The organism is Enterococcus sp. 3C7_DIV0644, assembly GCF_002141235.1.
Classification (GTDB): Bacteria; Bacillota; Bacilli; order Lactobacillales; family Enterococcaceae; genus Enterococcus_D; species Enterococcus_D entomosocium.
The window spans coordinates 1321342-1347569 of sequence record NZ_NGLK01000001.1 but is presented as its reverse complement, the minus strand read 5'-3'; the positions used below and the strand labels follow the sequence as shown (position 1 = coordinate 1347569).

General features: G+C 44.3%; 24 protein-coding genes. 17 read left to right on the top strand and 7 right to left on the bottom strand.

The window, feature by feature from the left end:
• Positions 1 to 276 precede the first annotated feature (276 nt).
• From hisS to A5877_RS06245, 4 genes are all read left to right on the top strand, one after another.
• The gene (hisS, locus tag A5877_RS06260) at positions 277 to 1575 is read left to right on the top strand and encodes a histidine--tRNA ligase (protein WP_086316575.1); all 1299 of its coding nucleotides are present in this window, start codon (positions 277 to 279) and stop codon (positions 1573 to 1575) included.
• Between the two features lie 11 nt (positions 1576 to 1586).
• Positions 1587 to 3362, top strand: coding sequence for an aspartate--tRNA ligase (gene aspS / locus A5877_RS06255; RefSeq protein ID WP_008379543.1), 1776 nt, complete (start codon positions 1587 to 1589; stop codon positions 3360 to 3362).
• 156 nt (positions 3363 to 3518) lie between these two features.
• Positions 3519 to 4394, top strand: coding sequence for a YitT family protein (locus A5877_RS06250; RefSeq protein WP_005233887.1), 876 nt, complete (start codon positions 3519 to 3521; stop codon positions 4392 to 4394).
• Positions 4395 to 4592: 198 nt separating this feature from the next.
• Positions 4593 to 6461: an acyltransferase family protein gene (locus tag A5877_RS06245; RefSeq protein ID WP_074536791.1), complete on the top strand. Its 1869-nt coding sequence runs from the start codon at positions 4593 to 4595 to the stop codon at positions 6459 to 6461.
• 77 nt (positions 6462 to 6538) lie between these two features.
• On the opposite strand, the gene dhaL is transcribed toward A5877_RS06245, so the two are convergent.
• From dhaL to A5877_RS06225, 4 genes are all read right to left on the bottom strand, one after another.
• Positions 6539 to 7144: a dihydroxyacetone kinase subunit DhaL gene (gene dhaL, locus A5877_RS06240; RefSeq protein WP_016609484.1), complete on the bottom strand. Its 606-nt coding sequence runs from the start codon at positions 7142 to 7144 to the stop codon at positions 6539 to 6541.
• 14 nt (positions 7145 to 7158) lie between these two features.
• On the bottom strand, positions 7159 to 8142 hold the full coding sequence (gene dhaK, locus A5877_RS06235) for a dihydroxyacetone kinase subunit DhaK (RefSeq protein ID WP_010750002.1): 984 nt from the start codon (positions 8140 to 8142) through the stop codon (positions 7159 to 7161).
• Entirely contained in the window at positions 8139 to 8543 is a 405-nt protein-coding gene (dhaM, locus tag A5877_RS06230; protein ID WP_005228160.1) for a dihydroxyacetone kinase phosphoryl donor subunit DhaM, read from the bottom strand. The genes dhaK and dhaM overlap by 4 nt, the downstream gene beginning before the upstream one ends.
• A 204-nt stretch (positions 8544 to 8747) precedes the next feature.
• Positions 8748 to 11072: an HAD-IC family P-type ATPase gene (locus tag A5877_RS06225; protein ID WP_086316574.1), complete on the bottom strand. Its 2325-nt coding sequence runs from the start codon at positions 11070 to 11072 to the stop codon at positions 8748 to 8750.
• A gap of 259 nt (positions 11073 to 11331) precedes the next feature.
• Here A5877_RS06225 and queG point away from each other — a divergent pair, with 259 nt between their 5' ends.
• Positions 11332 to 12507: a tRNA epoxyqueuosine(34) reductase QueG gene (gene queG / locus A5877_RS06220; protein WP_086316573.1), complete on the top strand. Its 1176-nt coding sequence runs from the start codon at positions 11332 to 11334 to the stop codon at positions 12505 to 12507.
• 38 nt (positions 12508 to 12545) lie between these two features.
• On the opposite strand, the gene A5877_RS06215 is transcribed toward queG, so the two are convergent.
• The gene (locus tag A5877_RS06215; protein WP_008379558.1) at positions 12546 to 12902 is read right to left on the bottom strand and encodes a hypothetical protein; all 357 of its coding nucleotides are present in this window, start codon (positions 12900 to 12902) and stop codon (positions 12546 to 12548) included.
• Positions 12903 to 13066: 164 nt separating this feature from the next.
• Here A5877_RS06215 and A5877_RS06210 point away from each other — a divergent pair, with 164 nt between their 5' ends.
• The 6 genes from A5877_RS06210 (at position 13067) to A5877_RS06185 (ending at position 18460) form a co-directional block, all read left to right on the top strand.
• Positions 13067 to 13942 carry an SPFH domain-containing protein gene (locus A5877_RS06210; RefSeq protein ID WP_086316572.1) on the top strand — a complete coding sequence of 292 codons (876 nt, stop codon included), beginning with the start codon at positions 13067 to 13069 and terminating at the stop codon, positions 13940 to 13942.
• Positions 13943 to 13945: 3 nt separating this feature from the next.
• Complete coding sequence (locus A5877_RS06205; protein ID WP_005233908.1) at positions 13946 to 14443, top strand: LURP-one-related/scramblase family protein; 498 nt, start codon at positions 13946 to 13948, stop codon at positions 14441 to 14443.
• 19 nt (positions 14444 to 14462) lie between these two features.
• The gene (gene scrK / locus A5877_RS06200) at positions 14463 to 15335 is read left to right on the top strand and encodes a fructokinase ScrK (RefSeq protein ID WP_002347415.1); all 873 of its coding nucleotides are present in this window, start codon (positions 14463 to 14465) and stop codon (positions 15333 to 15335) included.
• Positions 15336 to 15435: 100 nt separating this feature from the next.
• Positions 15436 to 16185, top strand: coding sequence for an alpha/beta fold hydrolase (locus tag A5877_RS06195; protein WP_176257009.1), 750 nt, complete (start codon positions 15436 to 15438; stop codon positions 16183 to 16185).
• 107 nt (positions 16186 to 16292) lie between these two features.
• Positions 16293 to 17255: a rhodanese-related sulfurtransferase gene (locus A5877_RS06190; RefSeq protein WP_016612875.1), complete on the top strand. Its 963-nt coding sequence runs from the start codon at positions 16293 to 16295 to the stop codon at positions 17253 to 17255.
• Positions 17256 to 17521: 266 nt separating this feature from the next.
• Complete coding sequence (locus A5877_RS06185; protein WP_086316570.1) at positions 17522 to 18460, top strand: 2-dehydropantoate 2-reductase; 939 nt, start codon at positions 17522 to 17524, stop codon at positions 18458 to 18460.
• Between the two features lie 107 nt (positions 18461 to 18567).
• Here A5877_RS06185 and A5877_RS06180 read toward each other — a convergent pair whose 3' ends face one another.
• A complete protein-coding gene (locus A5877_RS06180; protein WP_005233917.1) occupies positions 18568 to 19356 on the bottom strand; it encodes a PHP domain-containing protein in 789 nt (262 codons plus the stop codon).
• 132 nt (positions 19357 to 19488) lie between these two features.
• Here A5877_RS06180 and A5877_RS06175 point away from each other — a divergent pair, with 132 nt between their 5' ends.
• The 6 genes from A5877_RS06175 to A5877_RS06150 all read left to right on the top strand — a co-directional run bounded on the left by A5877_RS06175 (position 19489) and on the right by A5877_RS06150 (position 25180).
• The gene (locus A5877_RS06175; RefSeq protein WP_005233920.1) at positions 19489 to 20355 is read left to right on the top strand and encodes an AraC family transcriptional regulator; all 867 of its coding nucleotides are present in this window, start codon (positions 19489 to 19491) and stop codon (positions 20353 to 20355) included.
• 234 nt (positions 20356 to 20589) lie between these two features.
• Positions 20590 to 21663, top strand: coding sequence for a Gfo/Idh/MocA family protein (locus tag A5877_RS06170; RefSeq protein ID WP_005228203.1), 1074 nt, complete (start codon positions 20590 to 20592; stop codon positions 21661 to 21663).
• Positions 21664 to 21693: 30 nt separating this feature from the next.
• Entirely contained in the window at positions 21694 to 22446 is a 753-nt protein-coding gene (locus A5877_RS06165) for a sugar phosphate isomerase/epimerase (protein WP_086316569.1), read from the top strand.
• A complete protein-coding gene (locus tag A5877_RS06160) occupies positions 22443 to 23162 on the top strand; it encodes a trehalose utilization protein ThuA (RefSeq protein WP_005228207.1) in 720 nt (239 codons plus the stop codon). Before A5877_RS06165 ends, A5877_RS06160 begins: the two co-directional genes overlap by 4 nt.
• Positions 23159 to 24127 carry a sugar phosphate isomerase/epimerase gene (locus tag A5877_RS06155; protein WP_005233928.1) on the top strand — a complete coding sequence of 323 codons (969 nt, stop codon included), beginning with the start codon at positions 23159 to 23161 and terminating at the stop codon, positions 24125 to 24127. Before A5877_RS06160 ends, A5877_RS06155 begins: the two co-directional genes overlap by 4 nt.
• 24 nt (positions 24128 to 24151) lie before the next feature.
• Positions 24152 to 25180 carry a Gfo/Idh/MocA family protein gene (locus A5877_RS06150; protein ID WP_010749991.1) on the top strand — a complete coding sequence of 343 codons (1029 nt, stop codon included), beginning with the start codon at positions 24152 to 24154 and terminating at the stop codon, positions 25178 to 25180.
• Between the two features lie 78 nt (positions 25181 to 25258).
• Here A5877_RS06150 and A5877_RS06145 read toward each other — a convergent pair whose 3' ends face one another.
• Entirely contained in the window at positions 25259 to 26167 is a 909-nt protein-coding gene (locus A5877_RS06145; RefSeq protein WP_086316568.1) for a transcriptional regulator, read from the bottom strand.
• Positions 26168 to 26228 lie beyond the last annotated feature (61 nt).

Sequence of the window (26228 nt, the reverse complement as noted above, 5' to 3'; positions counted from 1 at the left end):
TTGGCTTGCGGAGCAAGACAGAATAGATGATGAACAGTACTAGGCGACCCTAGGGAGCGTAGTAACCGTACTAGGAATCACTGGGATTGTCTTTTGAAGCAAGACAGAATAGATGATGACCAGCAGCAACCAACCACTAAAAGCGCAATAACCCAAAAGCCAAACACGAGAACAACCCACCCATATCAACGAGCAACAAGCAATAGGTGAATAAGCAAACAAGTAATGAAAGCAAAGAACATGGGCAACCATGAAACAAATAGGAGGATGCATACGATGAGTTACCAACGTCCAAAAGGAACCAACGATATTTTGCCAGGAGAATCCGAAAAATGGCAATTTGTGGAAGAAACAGCACGTTTAGTGTTTCGCGATTACCAATTCAATGAGATTCGGACACCGATTTTTGAGCACTTTGAAGTGATTGCCCGCAGTGTAGGGGACACAACGGATATCGTTTCAAAAGAAATGTATGATTTTTACGATAAAGGAGAGCGGCATGTGACGTTGCGTCCAGAAGGCACCGCACCGATCGCTCGTTCTTATGTCGAAAACAAACTATTCGGACCAGAACATACGAAGCCTTATAAAGTGTTTTACATGGGACCAATGTTCCGTTATGAACGTCCGCAAAAAGGCCGTTTGCGTCAATTCCACCAAATCGGTGTCGAAGTTTTCGGTTCAGCAAATCCAGCGACCGATGTTGAGACAATGGCGATGGCAATGGATTTTTATCGTCAATTAGGACTTAGTCAATTGCGCTTGGTCATCAATTCATTAGGTGACAAAGAGACACGCCAAAACTATCGTCAAGCGTTGATCGATTATCTAGCGCCCCATGAAGCGGAGCTTAGTGAGGATTCAAAACGCCGCTTGCATGAGAATCCTTTGCGGGTTCTTGACAGCAAAGACAAGCGAGACCAAAAATTTGTGGCAGATGCGCCATCGATCTTAGACTACTTAACGCCAGATGCCAAGGCACATTTTAAAACCGTAACGAGTATGCTGGATGCGTTGGAGATCCCTTATGAGGTCGATTCGAATATGGTGCGCGGTCTGGATTATTATACCCACACGATTTTTGAGATCATGAGTGAGGCACCAAAAATGGGGGCGCAAGCCACCATCTGTGCCGGCGGTCGTTACAATCATTTAGTGGAAGAGCTAGGTGGACCAGAAACACCTGGTTTTGGTTTTGCTTTGGGGATCGAACGTTTATTGATCACTATGGAAGCCGAAGAAGTTGTGATTCCTGCTTTGAATGAGTTAGATGCGTATGTGGTTGGTCTGGGACAAGAAACCAATTTAGAAGCGCTGAAAGTCGTGCAAGCGATTCGTAATTTCGGCTTTTCTGCCGATCGTGATTTCATGGATCGTAAAGCCAAAGCCCAGTTTAAATCTGCTGATAAGCAAGGGGCACGGTTGGTTCTGACTCTAGGCGAAACAGAATTAGCAGAACAAGTGATCAATATCAAATCCATGGCAAGCCGTGAAGAAAAACAATTTCCGTTAGCGGATCTTTATGCCCGCTTCGATGAGATCTACGATGAAATGACAACCAAAATGTTTGAGTGAGGAGAAAAAGAATGACAAAACGTACAGTATATTGCGGGTTAGTAAATGAGACCCATTTAAACCAGACAGTGACACTAAAAGGCTGGGTGCAAAAGCGCCGTGACTTAGGTGGCGTGATTTTTATTGACTTGCGCGACCGGGAAGGGATCGTGCAAATCGTCTTCAATCCTGAGGTTTCGAAAGAAGCCTGGGAAATCGCGGACAAATGCCGCAGCGAATATGTATTAGAAGTAACAGGTCAAGTAATCAATCGTGCACCAGAAGCCATCAATCCGAAAATGGTGACAGGTGCCTATGAAGTGATGATCAGCGAAATCACGATTTTAAACACTGCAAAAACACCAGCCTTTTTGATTGAAGATGATCAAACCGTTGGCGACGAGATTCGCATGAAATACCGTTATTTAGACTTGCGTCGTCCAAAAATGACGAACAACATCGTGATGCGGGCGAAAACGACGCAAGTGATCCGCAATTTCTTAGACACGAACGAGTTCTTGGATATCGAAACACCTTATCTAGGAAAATCAACACCAGAGGGCGCGCGGGATTATTTGGTTCCTTCACGGATCTATCCAGGTCATTTCTATGCGTTGCCGCAATCACCACAAATTTTTAAACAGTTATTGATGGGCGCCGGCTTCGATCGCTACTATCAAATCGTACGTTGCTTCCGTGACGAAGATTTGCGGGGCGACCGTCAACCAGAATTTACCCAAGTCGATATCGAAACCTCTTTCTTGACGGCAGAAGAAATCCAAACCTATACGGAAGAGCTATTGGCAAAAGTGATGCGAGAAGTCAAAGGCATCGAAGTTACCTTGCCATTCCCACGGATGACCTATGATGAGGCAATGGGACGCTACGGCAGTGACAAACCAGATACACGGTTTGACATGGAGCTTATCGACTTATCAGAAGTTGTGAAAGACGTTGATTTTAAAGTCTTCCAAATGGCTCTTGAAAAAGGCGGCGTTGTGAAAGTCTTGAATGCCAAAGGGGCTGCAGACAAATACTCAAGAAAAGACATGGACAATCTAGGCCATTACGCTGGCCAATTTGGTGCCAAAGGATTGGCATGGGTCAAAGTTGAAGAAGATGGATTGAAAGGACCGATCGCTAAATTCTTGACGGAAGCAACCGACGCGATTATTGCAGCAGCCAATGCGGAAGTTGGCGATATTCTGATGTTTGGTGCCGATTCCTTTGAGATCGTTTCAGCGACGTTAGGTGCGATCCGTAATAAATTAGGAAAAGAATTAGGCTTGATCGACGAGAGCAAATTCAACTTCCTATGGGTTACTGACTGGCCGCAATTTGAATACGATGAAGAAGCAGGTCGCTATGTTTCTGCTCACCATCCGTTCACATTGCCAAAAGAAAGCGATCTGCCGTTGTTAACGACAGACCCTTCAAAAGTCTATGCGCAAGCCTACGATATCGTGCTAAACGGTTACGAGCTAGGTGGCGGATCATTGCGTATCCATACACGGGAAGTGCAAGAGCAAATGTTTGAAGCGCTAGGCTTCTCACGTCGCGAGATGCAAAATCAATTTGGCTTCTTATTGGATGCTTTGGATTATGGTTTCCCACCACATGGCGGCATCGCCCTTGGGTTAGACCGATTAGTCATGCTCTTGGCTGGTGAAGAAAACATTCGCGAAGTCATTGCCTTCCCTAAAAATGGGAAAGCGGCTGATCCAATGTCACAAGCGCCAAGTACCGTTTCGCCAATGCAACTGTTTGACTTGAGCATTGATGTAACAACGGTTGAAGAAAACGAATAAGCGTTAAACCCATGATGAAATGAGTGATGAAATAGAAATTGGTGAATGAATGAAAAAAGTTCATGAGAATTCACCCATTTCTTTCATTGCTCGTTTCTTTTTTTATGTGCTGAAGTATAATAAAGGCAAATCAAAAAAGTGAGGCTATGAAATGCAATGACTCCTCTGTTTAAATGGCTCCCTCATCCGGAATATGCCAACAAACTTTCATTCTCGATCGTGTACGCACTGCTGGCATCGATTGCGGTCAATTTTTTCTATCAGCCGGGCAATATTTATTCCAGCGGCATTACCGGTGTCGCTCAGATCATTACTACGATCTCAAGAGAATGGATCGGGTTTTATATCCCCTTATCCCTTGCGCTATTATTGTTGAATGTGCCATTATTTTTTCTTGGCTGGTTTAAGATCGGCCACAAATTTACGATCTTTACTGGAATCACTGTTTTATTGACATCCTTATTCGTGCAAATTTTGCCAGAAGAAACCGTCACGACGGACCCGATGATCTGTGCGATTTTCGGTGGTGCCATCAATGGAGTGGGGATCGGCTATGCCTTGAAGAATGGTCTTTCTTCCGGAGGGCTGGATTTTGTCAGCATTGCCATCCGCAAACGGACAGGGAAGACGATCGGCTCGATATCGATTTTCTTTAACATTGTTATTTTGTTCGCCGCCGGAATCTTGTTTGGCTGGCAATATGCGTTGTATAGTGCAATCGCGATTTTTGTCAGTGGAAAAGTGACGGATGCGGTCTTTACGAAGCAAAAGAAAATGCAGGTGACGATCATCACTCGCAACCCAGAAGAAGTCATTCAAACGATCCAAAAACATATGCGGCGAGGCATTACCATCATCAATGAAGCCGAAGGAGCCTACAAGCATGACAAACAAACGGTTTTGCTGACGGTAGTCACACGCTTTGAACTGCCGATGCTGCGCAGTGCTATGAAAGAAGCCGATCCAAAAGCCTTTGTTAGTATTGCGGAAAATGTCCAGATTTTGGGTCGGTTTTATGAAGAAGAACTGTAAAAAAGGAGTTGAAAAAAGTATTTCTTTATAGAAGTACTTTTTTTTCGCCAAAAATTAATTTTTTTGAAATATAGCAGATGTTGCTAGCTTTATATGGGGGATTTCTGGTAAATTATGAGAGTATGGAATCAATAGCGTTCATGCTGAAATTGTTTTTTTATGAAACAATTGGATCAATTAGAGAAAAGTGGTTGAAAAATGAATAAACGTTTAAGCACAAGCCGCTATATTACCGGGTTTGACGGCATTCGAACCTTGGCAGTCATCGGCGTTATTTTATATCATTTACTACCTACTCATATGCGAGGCGGGTATTTAGGAGTTCCAGTATTCTTTGTCGTATCAGGTTATTTAATCACTGACTTGCTGAGGCAAGAGTGGGATCAAAACGGCAAAATCAAAGTCAAAGATTTTTATGTTCGGCGGATGAAACGGCTCTATCCAGGAATGGTGGTGATGCTGCTTATCTCAGCAGCGTATATCACTTTGTTCCAGCGAAACCTGCTGAATAATTTGCGCGGGGTTTTTGTTAGCTCGCTGCTGTATTACAACAACTGGTGGCAGATCAATCATGGGTTATCCTATTTTGATCGGTTCGGCAATGAATCCCCCTTTACCCATCTGTGGTCACTGGCTGTGGAGGGACAGAACTATCTGATTTGGCCTTTAGTGTTTATTTTGTTGATGAAAATCGGCAAGCAGAGGCATCGCGCCTTTAAATTTACTGCTGCAGTCACGATTTTATCGGCAATTCTGTTAGCGGTCCTTTACACACCAGGCGCTGATCCGACACGGGTCTATTATGGAACGGATACGCGGCTCTTTTCGATCTGGATGGGGAGTGCCTTAGCATTCATTTGGCCAAGTACCCACTTGAAGAAAGAGATACCGCAAAAAGCCAAACGGGTCTTAAATATCTCTGGTTTTGCTTCCTTGGCTGGTCTGATCGCAGCGTTCTTTTTCTTAGATGATCATTTGACCTTTGTCTATTATGGCGGCATGTTCTTGATCAGTATCCTATGTACGATTCTTGTGGCAGTCACCGCTCATCCCGGAGCCAGCTTGAACCGGGTATTGAGTAATCCGATTTTCAGTTATATCGGCAAGCGTAGTTATGGGATTTATTTGTATCAATTTCCAGTGATGATTTTTTACGAAGCAAAAGTGGGGAATATCGGGGAGAACGTGCTGATGCACACGTTAGTGGAACTATTCTTGATCTTGTTTATCAGTGAATTGTCCTATCGGTTTATCGAAAACCCAATGCGCAAATTCCAGTACAAAGATACATTCAGAACGGTCCGCGGCTGGTTCAGCAAACCAATTTTTAGTTGGAAAAAACCGTGGTTAGTGCCCAGCTTACTGATTACCCTCGTTGCTTTGTTTGGCGTCGTGACCGCACCGACGAATTATGTCGATGCCCAGCAGCAGCAGTTGAAAGACAACATTGCGGCCAATAAAAAAGCGGCAGAGCAATCGCAAAAGAATGCGAATGCTGAAGGCAATGAAGCAGACGATGAGGCGAGCACGAGTGAAGATGAAAAAAATATCATGGAAAAATATGATTTAACAGCAGCTCAAGTGAAAAAAGCAGAATCTCTTGAAATCACGGCTTTTGGTGATTCCGTGATGCTGGATGCAACGGCTGACTTGAAAGAAGTCTTTACCCAAGCGGTAGTTGATGGGGATGTTGGGCGCCAGCTGTATGCGAGCCCTGAATTGATCAAAGACTTGAAAGAAAAAAATCTTTTGCGGGATACCGTCCTTGTGGGGCTAGGGACGAATGGTTCCTTTACAGAAGCCCAATTTGACAGCTTTATGAATGAGATCGGTGATCGCAAAGTCTACTGGATCAATGTGCGGGTACCGACACAGCGTTGGCAAAATGAAGTCAATCGGATGTTGGAGCGCATGGCGGAAAAATACGACAATATGACCTTGATCGATTGGTATGATTTGAGTAATGACCAAGAATCATGGTTCTATGAAGATCGGGTCCATCCAAATCCAGATGGCATGGATCAATACGTGAAGCTAGTTGCCCAAACGATTTTACAAGAGGAATAAGCAAGAAAAAGACAAACCTTACGTAATCATAAGGTTTGTCTTTTGTCTTAAACGGTGCTTTGTAAGAGCATCGTTTTTTAATTCTTTTCTATCACCGTTAATAGTGAGTCAAACAAAATCGCACTAGAAGCCGATCCGGGATCGATATGACCGATGGCACGTTCACCAACATAAGAGGCGCGGCCTTTTTTAGCAACGAGTTCTTTGGTATGTTCTTTCGCTGCTTCGATCGTGTCTTTGGTCAATTCACCTTTTTTCAAGGCTTCTGCGACAGGTTGCCAGACATCGATCATGGTCTTATCCTCAAACTCAGCTTTTCCCCGCATTTTGATGCCCGTCAAGCCTTCTTCAACGATCGTACCTAATTGTTCAAAGGAGTCGATCGTTTCTAGTTCCTTCGTTGCTTTAGTCATATTCATAAACGCCGAACCATAAAGGGGACCTGAAGCGCCGCCGACTTTTGAGATCATTGCCATCGAGAAGACTTTAAAGGTATCACTGATCGTCGTTGGCTGTTGTTTGGCATAAGCTTCTTGATAAGCAGCTACGCCGCGTGCCATATTGTTGCCATGGTCTCCGTCGCCGATCGGTGTATCTAAATCGCTCAAATAGGCTTTGTTTGCTTCGATTTCTTTCGTGAAGGTATCTAACCATGCTTGCACCGTTTCTGTTGTCAATTGCATCTCTATTCGCTCCTTTACCAGGCTATTGTTGTGACGGCTTCATTTAACGCATCGGTGTGATCCGTTTCGCTGAAGTCGATCAAGGTCAGTGAAAGTCCCTGCATATCGATGGAAGTCATGAAATTGCCGACTTTATGGAAGGAGACAGGGATGTCTTTTTCTGCGAGTAATTTCGCGACATCATTGGCAAAAACGAACAGCTCCATTTGCGGCGTACCACCCATACCGTTGATCAAGACACCGACTTTTTCTGGGGTCTTTTCATAATCCGCTAAGATTTTTTCCACCAACTCTTGTGCTAGTTCACGTGAGGGTTTCAGTTTTTCACGACGGTAACCAGGTTCGCCGTGGATGCCCACGCCATACTCGATCTCATCATCGGCTAAGTCAAAACCTGGTTTCCCAACTTCAGGAACTGTTGCCGCTTTTAATGCGACCCCAATGGTTTTGATCGATGCAACCAAGGCATCGCCCAGTGTTTTTAATTCACTTAAGCTGGCACCATTACGAGCAGCTGCGCCTAAAATCTTGTGGACTAAGACCGTACCGGCAACTCCTCGTTTCCCAGCAGTATAGGTGCTATTTTCAACAGCGATATCATCATCAACGACCACGATCTCCGTTGTGATCTCTTCCATTTCTGCCATATCTTTGGCCATCTCAAAGTTCAAGATATCGCCAGTATAGTTTTTGACGATCAACAAGACGCCTTGTCCTTGATCAGAATCTTGGATAGCCGTCAAAATCTGGTCGGGGGTAGGGGAGGTGAAGACATCGCCTAAAACGGCGGCGCTAAGCATCCCATCACCGACAAAGCCAGCATGGGCCGGCTCATGTCCGCTCCCACCGCCAGAAACAAGACCGACTTGTTCTTTTTGATTATTCTTAGCGATCACCCGTGAGTCGGCGACTTGATGGACCAGTTCAGGATAACTGCCTACGATACCAGCCAACATTTCTTCTACGATCATTGAGGGATCATTAATGATTTTTTTCATGCTTCATGCCATCCTTTCTCGGCTGCTTTTTTTGCTTCTGCAACGATTTGCGCCAAATCATCACTAAAACCAGCGGTGATCGCTGCAGCAAAGGCACCTTCCACCAGCGGCGCGTCGATCAGGTGATAGCGTTCTTGTTGCTGAGGTTCCAGCATGTCGTAAGCAAGTTCGGCATTCAAAACGGCACTGCCTAGATCGGCAAAGACTAAGATCAGTTCAGCATCTGCGGATTCGTTGACGGCATCCACGATTTTCGTGGCGTCAGAACCCAGCTCTCCTTCTGCTGTCCCGCCTAAAGAATAGATCGTGACTGACTCGCCATCAGCCATTTCTTCGATCATCTGTTTTAATCCTTCGGTGAGTTGCTGACTGTGAGAAACGAGTAAAATACTTTTTTTCATCCAATTTCACCAACACTTTCTGATTAAATTTGGCTGTTTGACAAGGGGGTTGCCTTTTCCAAAGAAACACCGTCCTTGTTGAAACCGCCTACAGGTTCAGTATACCAAATTTCTTTCTTCTTGTATGGTTGCACCTATGGAGAGGACAAAAAAACAGCATCGTCTTTCTGGACAAAGCAAGAAAGAGCGATGCTGCAAAATCAATTAGGATTGTTTAACGAGCACTTTGGCTGAAAAGCGCTTCGTTAGGAAAGAAAGCCCCACGTACAGGCAGATGTTCAATGCCATCATGCCAAGGAAGTAAGGCAATGTTACGGCGGTCAAGAAACCGACTTCCAGCAATCCGTGGAAAAGCATTGCTGCGACATAGATCCCCACGGTAGTGGTAATCGCTAAGAACAATCGCAATGGATTTAATGGCAAGCAAGCGCGAATCACAGCGATACAGCTGATCCCGATCAACAAATAGTACAACAAGGTCGTCGTATCAAATTGCGACCAACCGTAATCGGTTTGTAAAAAGCGGATCGCAAAGTAATTGACTAACACCAACAAGGCATTTGGCAACGCATTGAGCAAGACTGTCGGCAAGTAACGACCTTTGATCGGTGCTTTGTTTTCTTCAAAGGAAAGGAAGAAAGATGGATAACCTTCAATTGCTAAGTCGATCAATGTGATTTGGATCGGCAAGAACGGAAAGGCGCTGGATGTCAGGATACAAACCAAAGAGAGCAAGAAGCTGTAAATCGTCTTGATAAAGAAGATTCCCGACGCTTTGGTCACGTTATTGACGACGCGGCGTCCTTCAAATAAAACATCTGGCAACGTAGTAAAGTCAGAATCCAATAAGACAAAGTTAGCGATTTGACGAGCCGCACTGTCGCCAGCAGCCATTGCAATGCTGACGTCGGCTTCCCGTAGTGCCAACACATCGTTGACGCCATCACCCGTCATGGCAACGGTCCGTTGATTGGCTTTTAATTCTTGAACGAGTAGTTTCTTTTGTTCAGGAGTCACACGACCAAAGACCGTATAGCGTGTCGCAGCTTCTCGGACTTCTGCTTCGGTCGTTAAGGTAGAAAGATCGATGGCTTGATCGGCATTCGCTAGGCCTGCACGATGGGCGATCGCTGCGACAGCTATTGGATTATCGCCAGAGATCACTTTTAGATCGATGCCTTGATCCGCTAAGTAAGCCAAGGTTTCTTCTGCGTTTTGGCGGATGATATCGGATAAAATCAAGACAGCCACCGCTTGTGCGTTGGTTGGGTCAAAGGATGTCGGCGTTTTTGGATCAGTTTCTACGGCTAAAATCAACACCCGTAGACCAGCTTCTTGCGCTTCTATGACTTGCGGCAAGGCAGCAGAGCCGGCGACTTTTTCAGGTGCACCAAGATAGACATTTCCTAGATGTTCAAAAGCCACAGCACCCCATTTGCGCTGTGAAGAAAAGGCAGCGACGTCGATCGGCTGATGATCCGTTAGCTCAGGACAGCCTTGACGCAATGCTTGCATCGTCAAATTGTTATCCGTACTGGCTGCCAAATAATTCCCTAAGAGCATGTTAGGGTCGCTGTCGGCTTGGAGAGGAACGATCGATTCGAGAACCATATGGCCTTCCGTCAACGTCCCCGTCTTATCCAGACAAAGGGTATCGACATGTGCCAAGGTTTCGACGGCATACATGTCTTGGACCAAAATCCGTTTTTTGGCCAATTTAATGACACCTGTCGTCAAGGCGATACTGATCAGCAGGACAAGTCCTTTTGGTAACATTCCTAATAAGGCAGCGGCAGAAACGACGACGGATTCCTTGATCCCAGCATCTCGCATCATAAAGGCTTGGAAGAACAAAATCACCCCTAAAGGAACGATTACATAGCTGGTGAATTTGGATACACTACGGATCGAAGCAAGCAGCTCAGAGCGGATCGGTTTGTGGACCTTTGCCTCATTGCTTAGTTTCGCTGCGTAGTTTTCTGCACCGACATGAAGGACTGTTCCTGTCACTTCACCGCTGACGATGAAACTCCCTGAGAGTAAGGAAGCACCTGCTTCTTTGACAACCAGATCGGCTTCACCAGTCAGCATCGCTTCATTGACTTCGACTAGTCCAGAAAGCACCGTCATATCAGCGGGGATTTGGTCCCCAGCACCAAGAATAACTACGTCCTCTAAGACCAATTCTTTGGCTGAAATCTCATGGATTTGGGCATCTCGAATCACTCGTACCGTTTGCGGTGAAACAAGTGAGAGTTTTTTTACTAAATTACGCGCGTGCAATTCTTGGCCGATCCCAATCGTGATATTCACAAAAATAATCGCTAAGTAGAACATGTTGGAATAGGCGCCTACGGCAAATAAAAAAACGCCAATCAATAGATTGAGAAAATTGAATAATGTCAGTAAATTGTCTTTGATGATCGCAGCAGTTGATTTACTGGTTTTTGTTTCATAATCATTGTGCAACCCCTCTTGGGTTTTCTTGGCGACTTCTGCTGCAGTCAAGCCGGTGGGTAATTGAGTCATAAGCATCTCCATTTCATTTGTTCATTTCTTTCTAATTCCTTTATCTAGTCTAGCATTCGAAAAAGGCAATGCAATCGTTGCGAGGAAAATAACGATAAAATTAATTAAAATCTTAAACAATCAACACGTGTTCTTTTAAAGAAAGAAAAAAACGGGGGGAACAAACCGCACCATCGACTTTTTTCAGGTGCTTACGTATAATAGGGGAAGAGAAAAAGCCGAGAAGCAGATGCTTAGCGGACAAAAGAGGGTAGCGAGCATGTCTTTAAAAGAAAAAATTATTGCAGAAAGCAAGCGGCTTGGCATTGACAAGATCGGGTTTGCTTCAGCGGAGCCGTTTTTGGCATTGGAGCCTTCCTTGCGGGAACAAAAAGCCAAAGGTCATACGTCTGGTTTTGAGCATCCCGTGATCGAAGAGCGTATTTATCCTGAACGGACATTTGAAAATCCGCAAACGATCATTGCGATCGCTTTAGCTTATCCGACAAAAATCAAAGAGAAAGTCCCGCGGGATGAAAAACGCGGCATGTTTGCCCGTGCCTCGTGGGGCATCGATTACCATGATATTTTGCGAGAACGATTGGATCGCTTGATCGCCTTTATCAAAGAACAAGCGCAAACGATGGAAGAACAAGTCGAATGGCGTTTCGCACCGCAAGTCGATACAGGGGAATTGGTGGATGTGGCGGCAGCGCAGCGGGCGGGTCTTGGCTTTATCGGTCGTAATGGCTTGCTGATCACGGAAGAATTTGGTTCGTTTGTTTATCTAGGGGAGATCGTCACCAATATCTCTCTCGAACCAGATGAAGAAGTCCCGTTTGGTTGTGGGGATTGCATGCGTTGTGTGACAGCTTGCCCCACCAAAGCGTTATTAGGCGATGGCCGAATGAATGCCCAGCGCTGTTTGTCTTATCAAACCCAGACGAAGGGCATGATGCCAGAAGAGTACCGCAAAAAGATGCATAACGTGATTTACGGTTGCGATATTTGTCAGCTGGTCTGCCCTTATAATCGGGGGAAGGACTTCCATTTTCATCAAGAGATGGAGCCTGAAGTCGATACTGTTTATCCAAAACTGCAACCGATGCTGTCTTTATCAAACAAAACCTTCAAAGCACAATTTGGCCATCTATCTGGCTCTTGGCGGGGGAAAAAACCTCTGCAGCGTAATGCCATCATCGCCTTAGCCAATGTGGGAGACCGCAGTGCCTTGCCAGCGATTTGGCGCTGTGCGACAGAAGACGTGCGCCCAGTGATTCGAGGAACGGCTTATTGGGCCATTGGCCAGTTGGGCGTCAAAGAACCAGAAATGTGGTTAGAGCGACTGCAACGGTGTGCAGAGTTAGAACCCGAAGAAGAGGCGCTACAAGAATTGCAGCCTGCCATCGAACGATTGCAAGCAGTCATTACCAAAAGGCAAGAAAAAGAGCTATAAAAAAGCAAAACGAGCCCGGGTCCGTTTTGCTTTTTTGTTTAATCTAGTACGTCATCACTTTCGACGATTTCTTCTGAATCCAGTTCAAAATCAGGTGCTGGATGCACACGTTCAGGCAGTTCCATTTCTAACTCGCCGTCTTCTGTATACTGATTGTCGGTATCGGCAACGTCAATTAAAATTTCTTCAGGAAGCTCTTGTTCTAGACGATAGCCTTCTGCATGACGCGCATCGAGTAATTCCAAAAGATGTTGCCACTCGTCTTTCGAGATCACTACAACGTCAATGCCGTCTTTGTTTTGTACCTCTACAACAGAGGAAAGATCGGTGCCGACCGTTTTAATGATCGATTCCAACGACCATTTACTCGTTTCTAAGTCAATTTTTTGTGCCATAAGAATTACTCCTTTTTGTGAAAAATTTTTTCCTACCTTAATTGTAACGGGAAAGTTGCAGAAAACAAAATAGCTTGATTGGGAATCGTCGCTGATATGCGCAAGAACATTTGCACAGCGGCTTTAACCAAGGTAAGATAAGAGCAAGAAGGGAAGGAATAAAAATGACAGAAAAACAGACATTTCATGTGAATGGGTATTTAGCACTGGTTGTGCTGATCGGGTTATTAGTTGGCGGCGGTTATTTGTTTTATCATGGGTTCGTAAATGAGAGCGTTCTCGAAATCGTTCTCAGTATTCTTTTATGGATCGTTTCGCTTCTTTTCCTTAGTTCGTTAACGATCGTACAACCCAACCAAGCCAAAGCGATCCTCTTTTTTGGACAATATTTAGGAACCATTAAAGACAACGGCTTGTTTGTGACAACCCCATTAACCCAAAAAATCAATGTTTCATTGAAAGTCCGCAACTTTAACAGTTCGCTGTTGAAGGTCAATGATTCAGACGGAAACCCGATCGAGATCTCGGCAGTGGTGGTATTTAAAGTTGTAGATACCGCTAAAGCATTGTTTGATGTCGATTATTACCAAGACTTCATTGAGATCCAAAGTGAAACAGCGATTCGTCATATTGCGACGCAATACCCTTATGACACGTTCAATGACGATGATCTGACGTTGCGAGGCAATACAAGTGAAGTCTCGGAGGAGCTGGCAAAAGAATTGCAGGAACGATTAGCTGTTGCTGGGGTCGAAGTCATAGAGACCCGCTTAAATCACCTCGCGTATGCGACTGAGATCGCTAGTGCGATGCTGCAGCGCCAACAAGCTAAAGCAATTTTATCAGCACGGCAAATCATTGTTGAAGGAGCCGTCTCCATGACACAAATGGCGTTAGAACAAATCGAAGACGGACAGGACATCAATTTCACAGATGACCGCAAAGTCCAACTGATCAATAATTTATTGGTGTCGATCATTACCGATAAAGGCACTCAGCCGGTGATCAATACGGGCGATGTCAAAGAGAAAGGAGTGTAGTATTTGAAGAAACTTTACATCAAACAGAAGGTTTTCAGCATCGGCGAAAAATTTACCGTGACCGATGACTTACAAAACCCTCGCTATTATGTCGAAGGCAGTTTTTTTAAGATCCCGAAAAGTTTTACAATCTTCAATGAGCAGCAGCGACCGATCGCGGAGATCACCAAAAAAGTGTTCAGTTTATTACCAAAATTTTTTGTGGAAGTCCACGGCCAAGAAGCGATCGTTTTAGAAAAACATTTCACATTTTTTAAAGCCCGCTATTCCATCAGTGCAGAAGGCATCGATGTGGACGGCAATTGGTGGGATATGGATTTTGTGGTCAACCGCAACGGCAAGCGGATCGCAGAGATCCACAAAAAATGGATCTCTTGGGGCGATACCTATGAAGTCGTGATCTATGAAGAAGATCTAGATGACCTGATCATTGCATTAGTGGTAGCGATCGATCGCGTCAAAGCAGATGATGCCGCAGCATCAAGTTCAGCAAGTAGTTAGAAAAAAAGGAGCGATGTGCATGTTATACGGTTCGATTGAAGCAGGCGGCACAAAATTTGTGTGTGCCATTGGCGATGAAGAAATGACGATCAAGGAAAGAGTGAGCTTTCCGACAACGACACCTGAGGAAACAATGCCTTTAGTCATTGATTTCTTCAAACAATACCAAGCAGATTTAGCAGGGATTGGGATTGGCTCATTTGGGCCCATCGATATCCATCGCGATTCTGCCACTTATGGGTACATTACCTCAACCCCGAAATTGGCATGGCAAAATTTTGATTTCATCGGTACCATGAAAAAAGAATTTCCGATCCCTATTTCTTGGACAACAGATGTCAATGCGGCTGCCTATGGTGAGTATGTCTTCGGCAGTGGCAAAGGATTGAGTAGTGTCGTTTACTACACGATCGGTACGGGTGTTGGCGGCGGTGCCTTACAAGAAGGGCGCTTTATCGAAGGATTTAGTCATCCAGAAATGGGGCATATGCTCGTCGTCCCTCATCCAAAAGATGACTTTGCTGGCAGCTGTCCATTTCATGGCAACTGTTTAGAAGGGATGGCCGCTGGACCCGCCATCGAAAAACGCTTAGGGAAAAAAGGACAAGAGGTTGCAGAAGATGATCCTTATTGGGAAATCGAAGCCTCCTATATTGCTCAATGTGCCTACAATACAACTTTGATGTTTTCTCCAGATGTGATCATTTTTGGCGGTGGTGTGATGAAACAACGCCATATGCTGCAAAACGTCCATGACGCATTTGCAAAATTGGTCAATGGGTATGTCGAAACACCTGAGTTAAGCAAATATATCGTGACCCCAGCATTGGAAGACAACGCTGGAACGCTCGGTTGTTTGGCATTGGCTCGAGAAGCGGTCTTACATTCATAAACGAAAAAACGGATCATACTCTTCGGGTATGATCTTTTTTTACAGCGTATCAGTGGCGCTTTTGGCGACTTTTTGTATACTTAAGCTGAGGTGGAAAAGAATGAAATTAGCTGTTCGAAAAAGAAAAATCGGGAATATTCCGGTCTTAGAAGTCGTACCAGAAGAAATGATTTATGAACCGCTGCCATTGATTATTTACTATCATGGTTGGCAGACGAGCAAAGAATTAGTGTTGACACAAGGCAGAAAGTTGGCTAGAGAAGGTTTTCGGGTGGTCTTGCCAGATGCAGCCAATCATGGGGAGCGCAAGACCCAGCTATCGGAGATTCCTTCTTTAACTTTTTGGCAAAGTATCCAAACCAATCTATTTGAGTTTTCTTACTTAGTCGATTTTTTTGAAAATCTTGGTTTGGTCAACGGTCAGATCGCAGTTGGCGGTGTCTCCATGGGAGGGATGACCACGTGTGGTTTATTATGCCAGCATCCAGAAATCACAGCGGCAGCTTGTATCATGGGTTCTCCTTCCATGTTGAAATACCGTGACCGCATCCAAATGCACGCCGGCGCTGCTGGGTTCTTTGTACCCGAGGATTATGGTCAGCTTTTAAGCTGGATGGATGCTTACGATCTGTCTTCTCAACCAGAGAAATTAGGACAGCGTCCCCTTTTATTTTGGCATGGTACCCAAGATGAGAAAATTCCTTATGCTGATGTGGAAGCCTTTGTGGCAGAAAATCCAGAAGCAAATCTGCAGTTTATCTCGCGAGAAGAACGCCATCTGGTGCGTGGAGAAACGATGGATCAAGTCACAGCTTTTTTCGTGGCAGAGCTCAATCAAACCAATCCATGACACTGTTTGCTCAAAGAAAAAGATTGTGTGAAAAGGTACAAGCATAAAACTCGTTTTTTGTCACGCGATAACCTATACTGTAGGGTGCAAAAAAAGGAGGAATTGGTTTGACATACCGCGTTTTATTATTTTATAAATATACAACAATTGAAGATCCGGAAAGCTTCGCCAAGGAGCATTTAGCATTTGGAAAAGAAATTGGCATCAAGGGCCGTATTTTAGTAGCCAATGAAGGGATCAATGGCACGCTTTCTGGAACGGTTGAAGCAACAAATCGCTATATGGAAAAAATGGAAGCTGATCCCCGTTTTAAAGGGATTTTTTACAAAATCGATGAAGTAGAAGAACATGCGTTTAAAAAGCTATTCGTTCGTCCGCGCAAAGAATTGGTTTCATTGAACCTGGAAGATGACATCGATCCATTAGAAATGACTGGAAAATATTTAGATCCTAAAGCGTTCAAAGAAGCTTTGTTAGATGAAGATACCGTGGTGATCGATGCCCGTAACGATTATGAATATGACTTAGGCCATTTCCGGGGAGCCGTTCGTCCCGATATCCGCAGCTTCCGTGAGTTGCCGCAATGGATCATCGATAATAAAGAAAAATTTATGGATAAAAAAGTCGTTACTTATTGTACTGGTGGTATCCGTTGTGAAAAATTCTCAGGCTGGTTGCTGCGAGAAGGCTTTGATGATGTGGCCCAACTTCATGGTGGTATCTTTGCTTATGGGAATGACCCAGAAGTTCAAGGCGAGCTTTGGGATGGCAAAATGTACGTCTTTGATGAACGCATTAGTGTGGAAATCAATCATGTGGATAAAAAAGTTATCGGTCGCGACTGGTTTGATGGCACACCTTGCGAGCGCTATGTAAACTGTGCCAACCCAGAATGCAATCGCCAATTTTTGACTTCTGAAGAAAATCAAGCTGCCCATTTAGGTGCCTGTAGCTATGATTGTGCCATCCACGAACATAACCGTTACGTGGAACAACATGGGATCACAGAAGCGGAAAAAGCTGAACGGCTAAAAAACTTTACAACAAACAATGAAACAGTCACTGCCTAAAACGACAACTGTTTCACAGGAAATAATTGAATAGAAGGGTCGCACGTGAGTCCGAAAACTGGTTTAGCTCAGTCAAGTTTTCAATCTTCCGTGCGACTTTTTTGAATGGACAAAATTGGAAACAACCGTTTTTTAATTATCTGAAAAATCTAACTATTCCAATTGTTCTTTTTTCTTTCCTATCGAGAAAAAACGCAAGGCTCTCGCATATTTCACGATTTTAGAGTAAACTATACCTAATTGTGGAAGAGGAAAGAGGAATTCAGATGAAAATTGTTATTGCTGGTGCAGGTGCTATGGGCAGCCGTTTTGCTATTATGCTAAAAAGAGGCGGAAATGACGTCACGTTGATCGACGGCTGGCCGGCGCATATCGAAGCGATCCGTGAACACGGATTACGAGCGAACTTAAACGGTGAAGAGATCGCAGTCCCTTTTTCGATCTATTCGCAAAATGAGATCCCAACGACTGTACAAGCAGACTTGATCCTGGTCTTTACTAAAGCGATGCAACTGGATCAAATGATGCAAACGATCAAACCAATGATCGGCGAGCAAACGAAAGTCTTATGCTTATTAAACGGGATCGGTCATGAGGACACGATTGAAAAATATGTCAGCACGGATAAAATCTTTTTAGGAAATACCATTTGGACGGCGGACTTGATTGGTCCTGGTAATGTTCGCTTGTTTGGGGATGGTTCTGTAGAACTGCAAAATATCGAACCGGGCAAAGAAGAAGATGCCCGTCAATTAGCGGCAGTCTTGGCTGATGCTGGGTTAAATGCGTCTTATTCTGAGAATATTCGCTACTCCATCTATCGCAAAGCCTGTGTCAACGGCACACTAAATGGCTTGTGTTCGATTTTAAATGTGAATATTGCCCAATTCGGACAAACCTCAACGGCGCGTGCGATGGTCCAAACGATTGTGGAAGAATTTGCGGCAGTTGCTACCCATGAATCTGTTCAACTGGATGTATCCGAAGTAGTCCACCATATTGAGGAAACCTATGATCCAGAAGGCATCGGAATGCACTATCCATCCATGTATCAAGATTTGATCAATAATCATCGCAAAACCGAGATCGATTATATCAATGGCGCAATCTCACGAAAAGGCCGTAAGTACCAAGTCCCAACGCCTTATTGTGACTTTTTGACTCAAATGATCCATGCCAAGGAAGATATTTTAGCAGCAGAATAACCTAAGTAAATATGGTCTTAAAATGAAAAAACGGCGTATCCTTTTAGGGTTCGCCGTTTTTGGTTCATTTATTGAAAATGTGTTGTAGAGTGCATTCAAAGGTGACGCTATTTAGCAGGCAGATCCGCCATAAACCGTTCACTACCTTGAAAGACCGCTAATTGATTGACACCAAAGGAACGCAGCAGATCGCTCATCGCTGCAAAATCTAACCGATAATCACTGGCTTTATGGGCATCAGAGCCGAGGGTGAACAAGTTACCCCCGACACTTTGATACAGCGGGATAGCATATTGGTAAAGGTGGGCATTTTGATAAGGGCCAAAGCTCTTAGCGTTGATTTCCATCGCTAAGTCACGGGCAACGATTTTTTTGAAGATCGTCGTTAACTCTGTTTCAAAATGGGCGGCCAATTCCTCAGCTGTAAATTGGAAACGACGCAAGCCATAATCAAAGTGGGTCACGATATGCCCGTCTGGAAACGAGTCCAACACGTGGGCCATTTGGTCAAAGTATTGTTTGGCGACTGCAAATTTGTCCTTCGTCAACACGGCATCGTCCATATAATCAAAGGTACCGTTTTGATGGATACTGATCAATTTCAAGTCATAAGGATGGCTTTCAAGATAGCGCAAGATTTCTTGTTCTTGACCAGGCACGACACCAATCTCGATGCCTTTTAAGAGTTTCGTCGCTGTGGTCTCTTGCAGCTTCTGGTGGGTTTTTACTAGTAATTCATAGTCAGGAATATCATCACGGAATCCCGAATAGGGGTTCTTCAAATCGAAATGATCTGTCGCAACGAAGTAGGCAGGCTGGTAAGCTAGATAATTCTCAAACTGTTCATCTGAATCAAAAGACAAAAATGTATGCAGATGTTGATCATAATAATTCATAAACAAGACTCCTTTTCTTGAATACGATACCACAAAAAAGCAGAAGAAACTATGATTGGCTGAGAAAAGGTTTTCTCTTAGGCAATTTTTCGCTTATAATAAATAAGAATAGAGCGAAGGAGTCGGTCAGCCATGAGTATGTATCTTGAAATTCCTGAATTTGAAAGTGAATTTCGTTTTCGAACGTTTCTAAATGATGGTTTGACCATCGTTTATCCCCATGTCCATAAAGAAATCGAGATCATTTACGCTAAGCGTGGCACGGTGAATATTGGTGTTGACGATACGATCATTGAGTTGGAGGAAGGGGATCTGTATCTTTTTTCCAGCGGGCAACCCCACTATTTTCTAGCATCGCCTGAGAGTGAACGCTATGTCTATCAATTTGATATGCAGCTTTTTGAAGAGCCGTTGCTGCGAGAAAATGAAGTATCCTTGATGACACTCTTTGAAGAAGGGGAGCCCCACAGCAAAAATTGGCCAGCGAGTTTTACGGAAAAAATAACAGGTCTCTTGATCGAGTTGTATCAGTTGGAAGAGGAAAATGTTGTTGGGAAGCGTTATTTGACTCTCGGGCTGCTTTACCAGTTGATCGGGGAGTGCTATCAAAGCTTGCCAAAGCGAAAACGAGCCGTCAATCCACTAAAACGAACGGCCGCACAATACAAAGAAACCTTGCAGCGTCTGAATGATGTCTTTGAGTACATCGAATCCCATTACCAAGAAGTCTTGACGATGGAGGACACCGCAAGACATGTAGGGTTTAGTCCTCATTATTTCACGCGTTTCTTTAAAACCAATACTGGCAAGACCTTCATGCAGTTTTTGACGGAATACCGTATCAATCAAGCCAAATTTATCTTGGCAAATGAAAAGATCCCGATGGCAGAAGTCGCTGAAAAAGCTGGCTTTGCCAGTGTCAAAACATTTCATCATGTCTTTAAGGAAGCCGTTGGTCAATCACCGTTGCAGTACCAGAAACAATTGAATCAAAATTGATAGAAACAGCCGATGAGCCTGTGCTTGTCGACTGTTTTTTTGTTGATCTGGCACTATTTTTTTCTCGATAGTGTTTTTTTAAGCGCTTTGCATAAATTGTGGAGTGGTTCTTTTTGTTAAAGTTTCATAAGATAATTTTCGGGAATTTTTTCAATGGAAACTGGGAAGAACTGCTTTCGATGTTTCGCTATAATGAGGGGGTAGAAAATAATAAGCGTTTTCAGGAGGAAAGATATGACAGTTAAAGTTGGAATCATTGGGTGCGGTGGGATCGCAAACGGCAAGCACATGCCTGCCTTGTCTCAAGTAGAAGAAGTAGAAATGGTTGCCTTTTGTGATCTGCTGGTTGAACGTGCAGTTGAAGCGAAATCAGCATTTGGGACCGAAGATGCTCAAGTATTCAGCGATTATCAAGAAATGTTGGCACAAGCTGATCTAGATGTGATCCATGTGTGTACACCAAACGCCTCACATGCTGAGTTGACGATTGCTGCACTAGAAGCAGATTGTCATGTCATGTGTGAAAAACCAATGGCAAAAACAGCGGCAGAAGCCAAAGCAATGATCGAAGCAGCCAACCGAACAGGGAAAAAACTCACGATCGGCTACCAAAACCGTTTTAGAAAAGATTCTCGTTATCTTCATGAAGTGTGCGCCGAAGGACAATTAGGAAACATTTATTTTGGGAAAGCTCATGCGATCCGTCGTCGGGCTGTGCCAACTTGGGGTGTTTTCCTTGATGAAGAAGCGCAAGGCGGCGGTCCGTTGATCGATATCGGTACCCACGCATTGGATCTGACCTTATGGATGATGAACAATTACAAACCAAAATTTGTTGTCGGAAAAGCGTATCATGAGTTGTCGCAAACCAAAAATGCCGCAAATGCTTGGGGCCCTTGGGATCCAGAGAAATTCTCAGTAGAAGATTCGGCCTTTGGTTTTGTGGTCATGGAAGATGGCGCAACGATTTTCTTAGAAGCTAGCTGGGCGCTCAACAGCTTGGATGTGAAAGAAGCCAAAACGACACTGATGGGCAGCAAAGCCGGTGCGGATATGAATAACGGTTTGACCATCAACGGAGAAGACCACAGCTTGCTGTATGAAAAAAATATCGAACTTGAAACAGGCGGCGTTGATTTTTATGAAGGAAACGGGGAAACGCCAGAAATTTTAGAAGCACAATCGTGGATCCATGCGATTATCAACGATACCGAACCAGTGGTCAAACCTGAAGAAGCAATGGTCGTGACGGAGATTTTAGAAGCGATCTACAAATCATCGCAAACCGGTGAGCCAGTCTACCTATAAGAACTGCTGGAAGAAAAGGAGCGAGCATAAATGACAAAACCGAAAATCGCTTTACAGCTTTGGAGTATTCAAGAGGACTGCAAGACAGATCTTTTTGAAGCGTTGAAAACAGTTAAACAAAACGGCTATGACGGTGTTGAATTTGCCGGTTATCATGGACACAGTGCTGCTCAGATCAAAGAAATGCTGGAGCAGTTGGATTTGGCGGTCGCGGCTTCCCATATCCCGTTTGAAGCATTGCGAGATCGTTTTGAAGAAACCGTCACTTTTGAAAAAACGATTGGCAATCAACGGATCGTCATTCCGTATGCCAGTTTTGATTCTTTGGAAAAATGGCAAGCCTTTGCTGCGGAGCTGACCCAGATCACCCAAAAGTTGCAAGCAGAAGGGCTGACTTGCTACTACCACAACCATGCCCATGAATTTACTGAAGTTGCTGGAGAATCTATGATCGATGAACTGATCAAAGACAATCCGCAACTGCGTTTGGAAGCCGACCTTTACTGGTTATCCTTTGCAAACGTGGCTGTTTTACCTTGGCTAAAGGAACGCGAAACGAAGGTCGGCTTGGTTCATATCAAAGATATGCAAGAGCAGCCGCAGGAAAGCACCGAGATCGGCAATGGGATTTTACCAATCAAGTCGTATGTAGAAGCAGCTAAAGCATTAGAACTACCATGGTTGATCGTCGAGCAGGAAGCGTTTCAAAAATTCGCTCCTTTAGAAGCCAGCGGGATTGATTATCTGCAATTAAAAAACATCGTAGAGGAGGTCTACCAATGATCCACGTTACGGTATGGAACGAGTTTCGTCATGAAAAAACGAATGAGACCGTCCAAAAAATGTATCCAGAAGGAATCCATGGTCAAATTGCCAAGTTTTTAGAAGAGGATGATTTCCAAGTGCGAACGGCGACCCTTGATGAACCAGAACACGGGTTGACGGAGCAAGTATTGGCTGACACGGATGTGTTGGTTTGGTGGGGCCATATGGCGCACGAAGAAGTCGATGATGCTATCGTTGCTCGTGTGCAGCAGCGTGTATGGGAAGGAATGGGACTGATCGTCTTGCATTCTGGTCATTTTTCGAAAATCTTTAAAACCTTGATGGGAACGTCGTGCGATTTGAAATGGCGAGTAGACGATCAGCATGCGCGGATCTGGAATGTCAATCCAAGCCACCCAATCGTTGAAGGAGTCGGCGAATGGATCGAACTAGAGCAAGAGGAAATGTATGGCGAGCACTTTGATATTCCAGCGCCGGATGAATTGATCTTTGTCAGCTGGTTCCCCGGTGGTGAAGTTTTCCGTAGCGGCTGTACATTCCGCCGTGGGAATGGCAAGATCTTCTATTTCCAGCCTGGTCATGAGACATTCCCAAGCTATTACAATCCCAAAGTGCAAAAAGTGATCCAAAATGCGGCTCGCTGGTGTGCACCAACAGAAAATCGTTACCCAACATATGGGCATTTTCAAGCAATTGAGGAGGAAAGAAAATGAAATTAGGTGTTTTTACCCCGTTATTCAATCAACTTAGCTTTGAAGAAATGATCGATGAAGTAGCGAAAAAAGGGCTGCAAACCGTCGAGATCGGTACCGGTGGTTCTCCAGGCAATGCCCACTTAGACATTGACCGTTTACTAGCAAGTGAAGCAGAGCGAAAAGAATACTTAGCGAAATTAGCTGATAAAGGATTGGAAATCTCAGCTTTGAGCTGTCACAACAACCCAATCTCTCCATTAAAAGCAGAAGCGCAAGAAGCCGATGAACTTTTGCGCAAAACCATCAAATTAGCCAGCTTAATGAATGTACCTGTTGTGAACGGATTTTCAGGCGTTTCAGGCGGAAATGCAACAGATACACAAGTCAACTGGCCAGTATTGCCATGGCCGACGGAATACGATGACAATTATAATTATCAATGGGAACAAAAACTGATTCCTTATTGGAAAGGCATCAACACGGAAGCGGAAGCGGCTGGTGTTAAAATTGGGATCGAACTTCATGGCGGCTTTTTGGCACATACCCCTTATACGATGTTGAAACTGCGGGATGCTGCGGGTAAAGCTATCGGCTGTAACTTGGATCCAAGTCATTTATGGTGGCAAGGGATCGACCCAGTGGCAGCGGTCAAAATCTTAGGGGAAGCCGATGCGATCCATCACTTCCATGCCAAAGATACGTATTTGGACCAAGACAATATCAACATGCATGGCTTGACGGACATGCAGCCATATAGCAATGTCAAAACCCGAGCTTGGACCTTCCGTTCAGTCGGTTGCGGCCACAGCTTACAAGTCTGGTCAGATATTATTTCTGCACTTAGAATTTATGGGTATGATTATGTCTTGAGTATTGAGCATGAAGATCCAATCATGTCCATTGATGAAGGATTGAATCGTGCCATCAGCAACTTGAAGACGATTATGATCCGTGAAGAAGCTTCATCCATGTGGTGGGCATAAGAAGAAAACCGAGGAGTGTCAGACATGAGTGCAATCAATTTTGCAGTAATCGGATATGGCGGCATGGGTGCGTACCATGTCCACAATATCTTACCAAATGAAAACGAACGAATCCACATCGTAGGAACTTACGATATCAATGAAGAACGTCAAGCGATCTCCCAAGAAAAAGGCCATAAGATCTTTAAAAGCTATGATGAAGTCTTAGCCGATGAGACGATCGAAGCAGTATTGATCGCCACACCTAATGACTTGCACAAAGAGTTATCGATCGCTGCGTTGAAAGCCGGCAAACATGTTGTTTGCGAGAAGCCAGTTGCGCTGAATACTGCGGAACTAGATGAGATCGTGGCGGTTGCCCAAGAAACCGGCAATACCTTTATGGTTCACCAAAACCGCCGTTGGGATCCTGATTTTTTACTTGTACGCGAACTGTACCGTAATGGACAGATCGGCGATTTGTTCCAATTAGAATCACGGGTCCAAGGGGCAAACGGCATCCCAGGAGACTGGCGTCATGTGAAAAAACAAGGCGGGGGAATGCTCTTAGACTGGGGCGTTCACTTGCTGGATCAAATGCTATGGCTGATCGACAGCCCAGTGAAAGACGTCAAAGCGGATCTTAGCTTTGTGTTGGGGGAAGAAGTCGATGATGGGTTCTTCGCTTTGATTACCTTTGAAAATGGGGTCAAAGCAATCGTGGAAGTTGGAACCTCCAATTACACGCAATTGCCTCGCTGGTACATCAAAGGAACGGAAGGAACAGCCACCATCACCGATTGGGATCTAAATGGTGAAATGGTTCAGGCAACAGGTCGCGAAGACGTGGCCGCACCAAAACCAGTTCAAGCAGGCGTTGGCTTGACGAAAACGATGGCACCGCCATCGGAATTGGCAGCCAAAGAGATTCCTTTCCCGAAAGCCGAAGCGGATTTTGAACCTTTCTACAAGAATTTTTACAACGTTGTACGCAACGGTGCCGAACCTATCGTTAAAAACGAAGAAGTCCGAGCAGTGATGCAGTTGATCGAACGCATTTTTGCCACAGCGTAAGAGAATAGAAAAAAGCACTAGCTGAGGGAGTGGTCTCTCTTCGCTACGTGCTTTTTTTGTGTAATGGAACGACAACAGTCATTCCGATACGTAAAAATTGAACAATAAATCTTGAGGATAATTTCCCCATCGATCGCCGAAAATGGTCAAACCACCAGCGTTTTCGGCAGTTGCAGGTGCAGCAATTTTAAAGGTGAAAAAGTCACTGTGGTCTAAGTCGATTTCATTCAGGTTGTGATCTGTTAATTTTTCTCCATCGAGGGAAGTATCATAGCGATTGATGCGTAAATGCTTAAGCAATCCATATTGACTGAACTCATCGATCCACCATTGCGGAGTCAGAGAACCTCTGACATCCGAAAAGTTTCCTGGTACGGTGTAACTACCGATGCAGTGATTGTTTAAGTAAAAGTAAAGATCACTGGGCCAATAGTTATTCGAAATTGGGAACTCTGAAGCGATCTCCATACTGATTTCCAGTAATTCGATTTTTTCACCATTTTTCAAAGGATTTGGGATTTTGTATTCTAAAAAACCGTTATTTAGCCAGATGATACTTGCATCAACACGTTCTTGATCCAGAAAAGATTTTGGATCATCTAAGGCGCCAATCAAGCGGTCTTTGGTCGCCATTCCACAAGAAGGCTCAGCTTTAAAATCGGTGAAGTGGCCGATTTTCACAGATTGGGAGGTTAGATTCATTTCTGGAAACACTTTTGCTGGGAAATTGATATTGATGAAATCAGTTTTTAGAGACAAATATTTTTTCTTCCAGTCTTGCCCCGATCCTTTTTCGGTTTTGATCAACTGAGCTTCTTCGAGTTTACGGATATGTTTGGTCATTAAAGCATTGCTGATTGCTAATTTTTGTCCAATTTCACTGATGCTTTTCTTCTTATCGCCTAATTCTCTTAAAATCGCTAAGCGAGTTTCATTTGCCAGTGCTTCGTAGATCGGTAAAGATGCGTTTGTTAAATCCAATTCCATAGCGATCACCTCGTTATACTAAAATGTTTAATGAAAAGATGGTTTAATTATAACACAACCT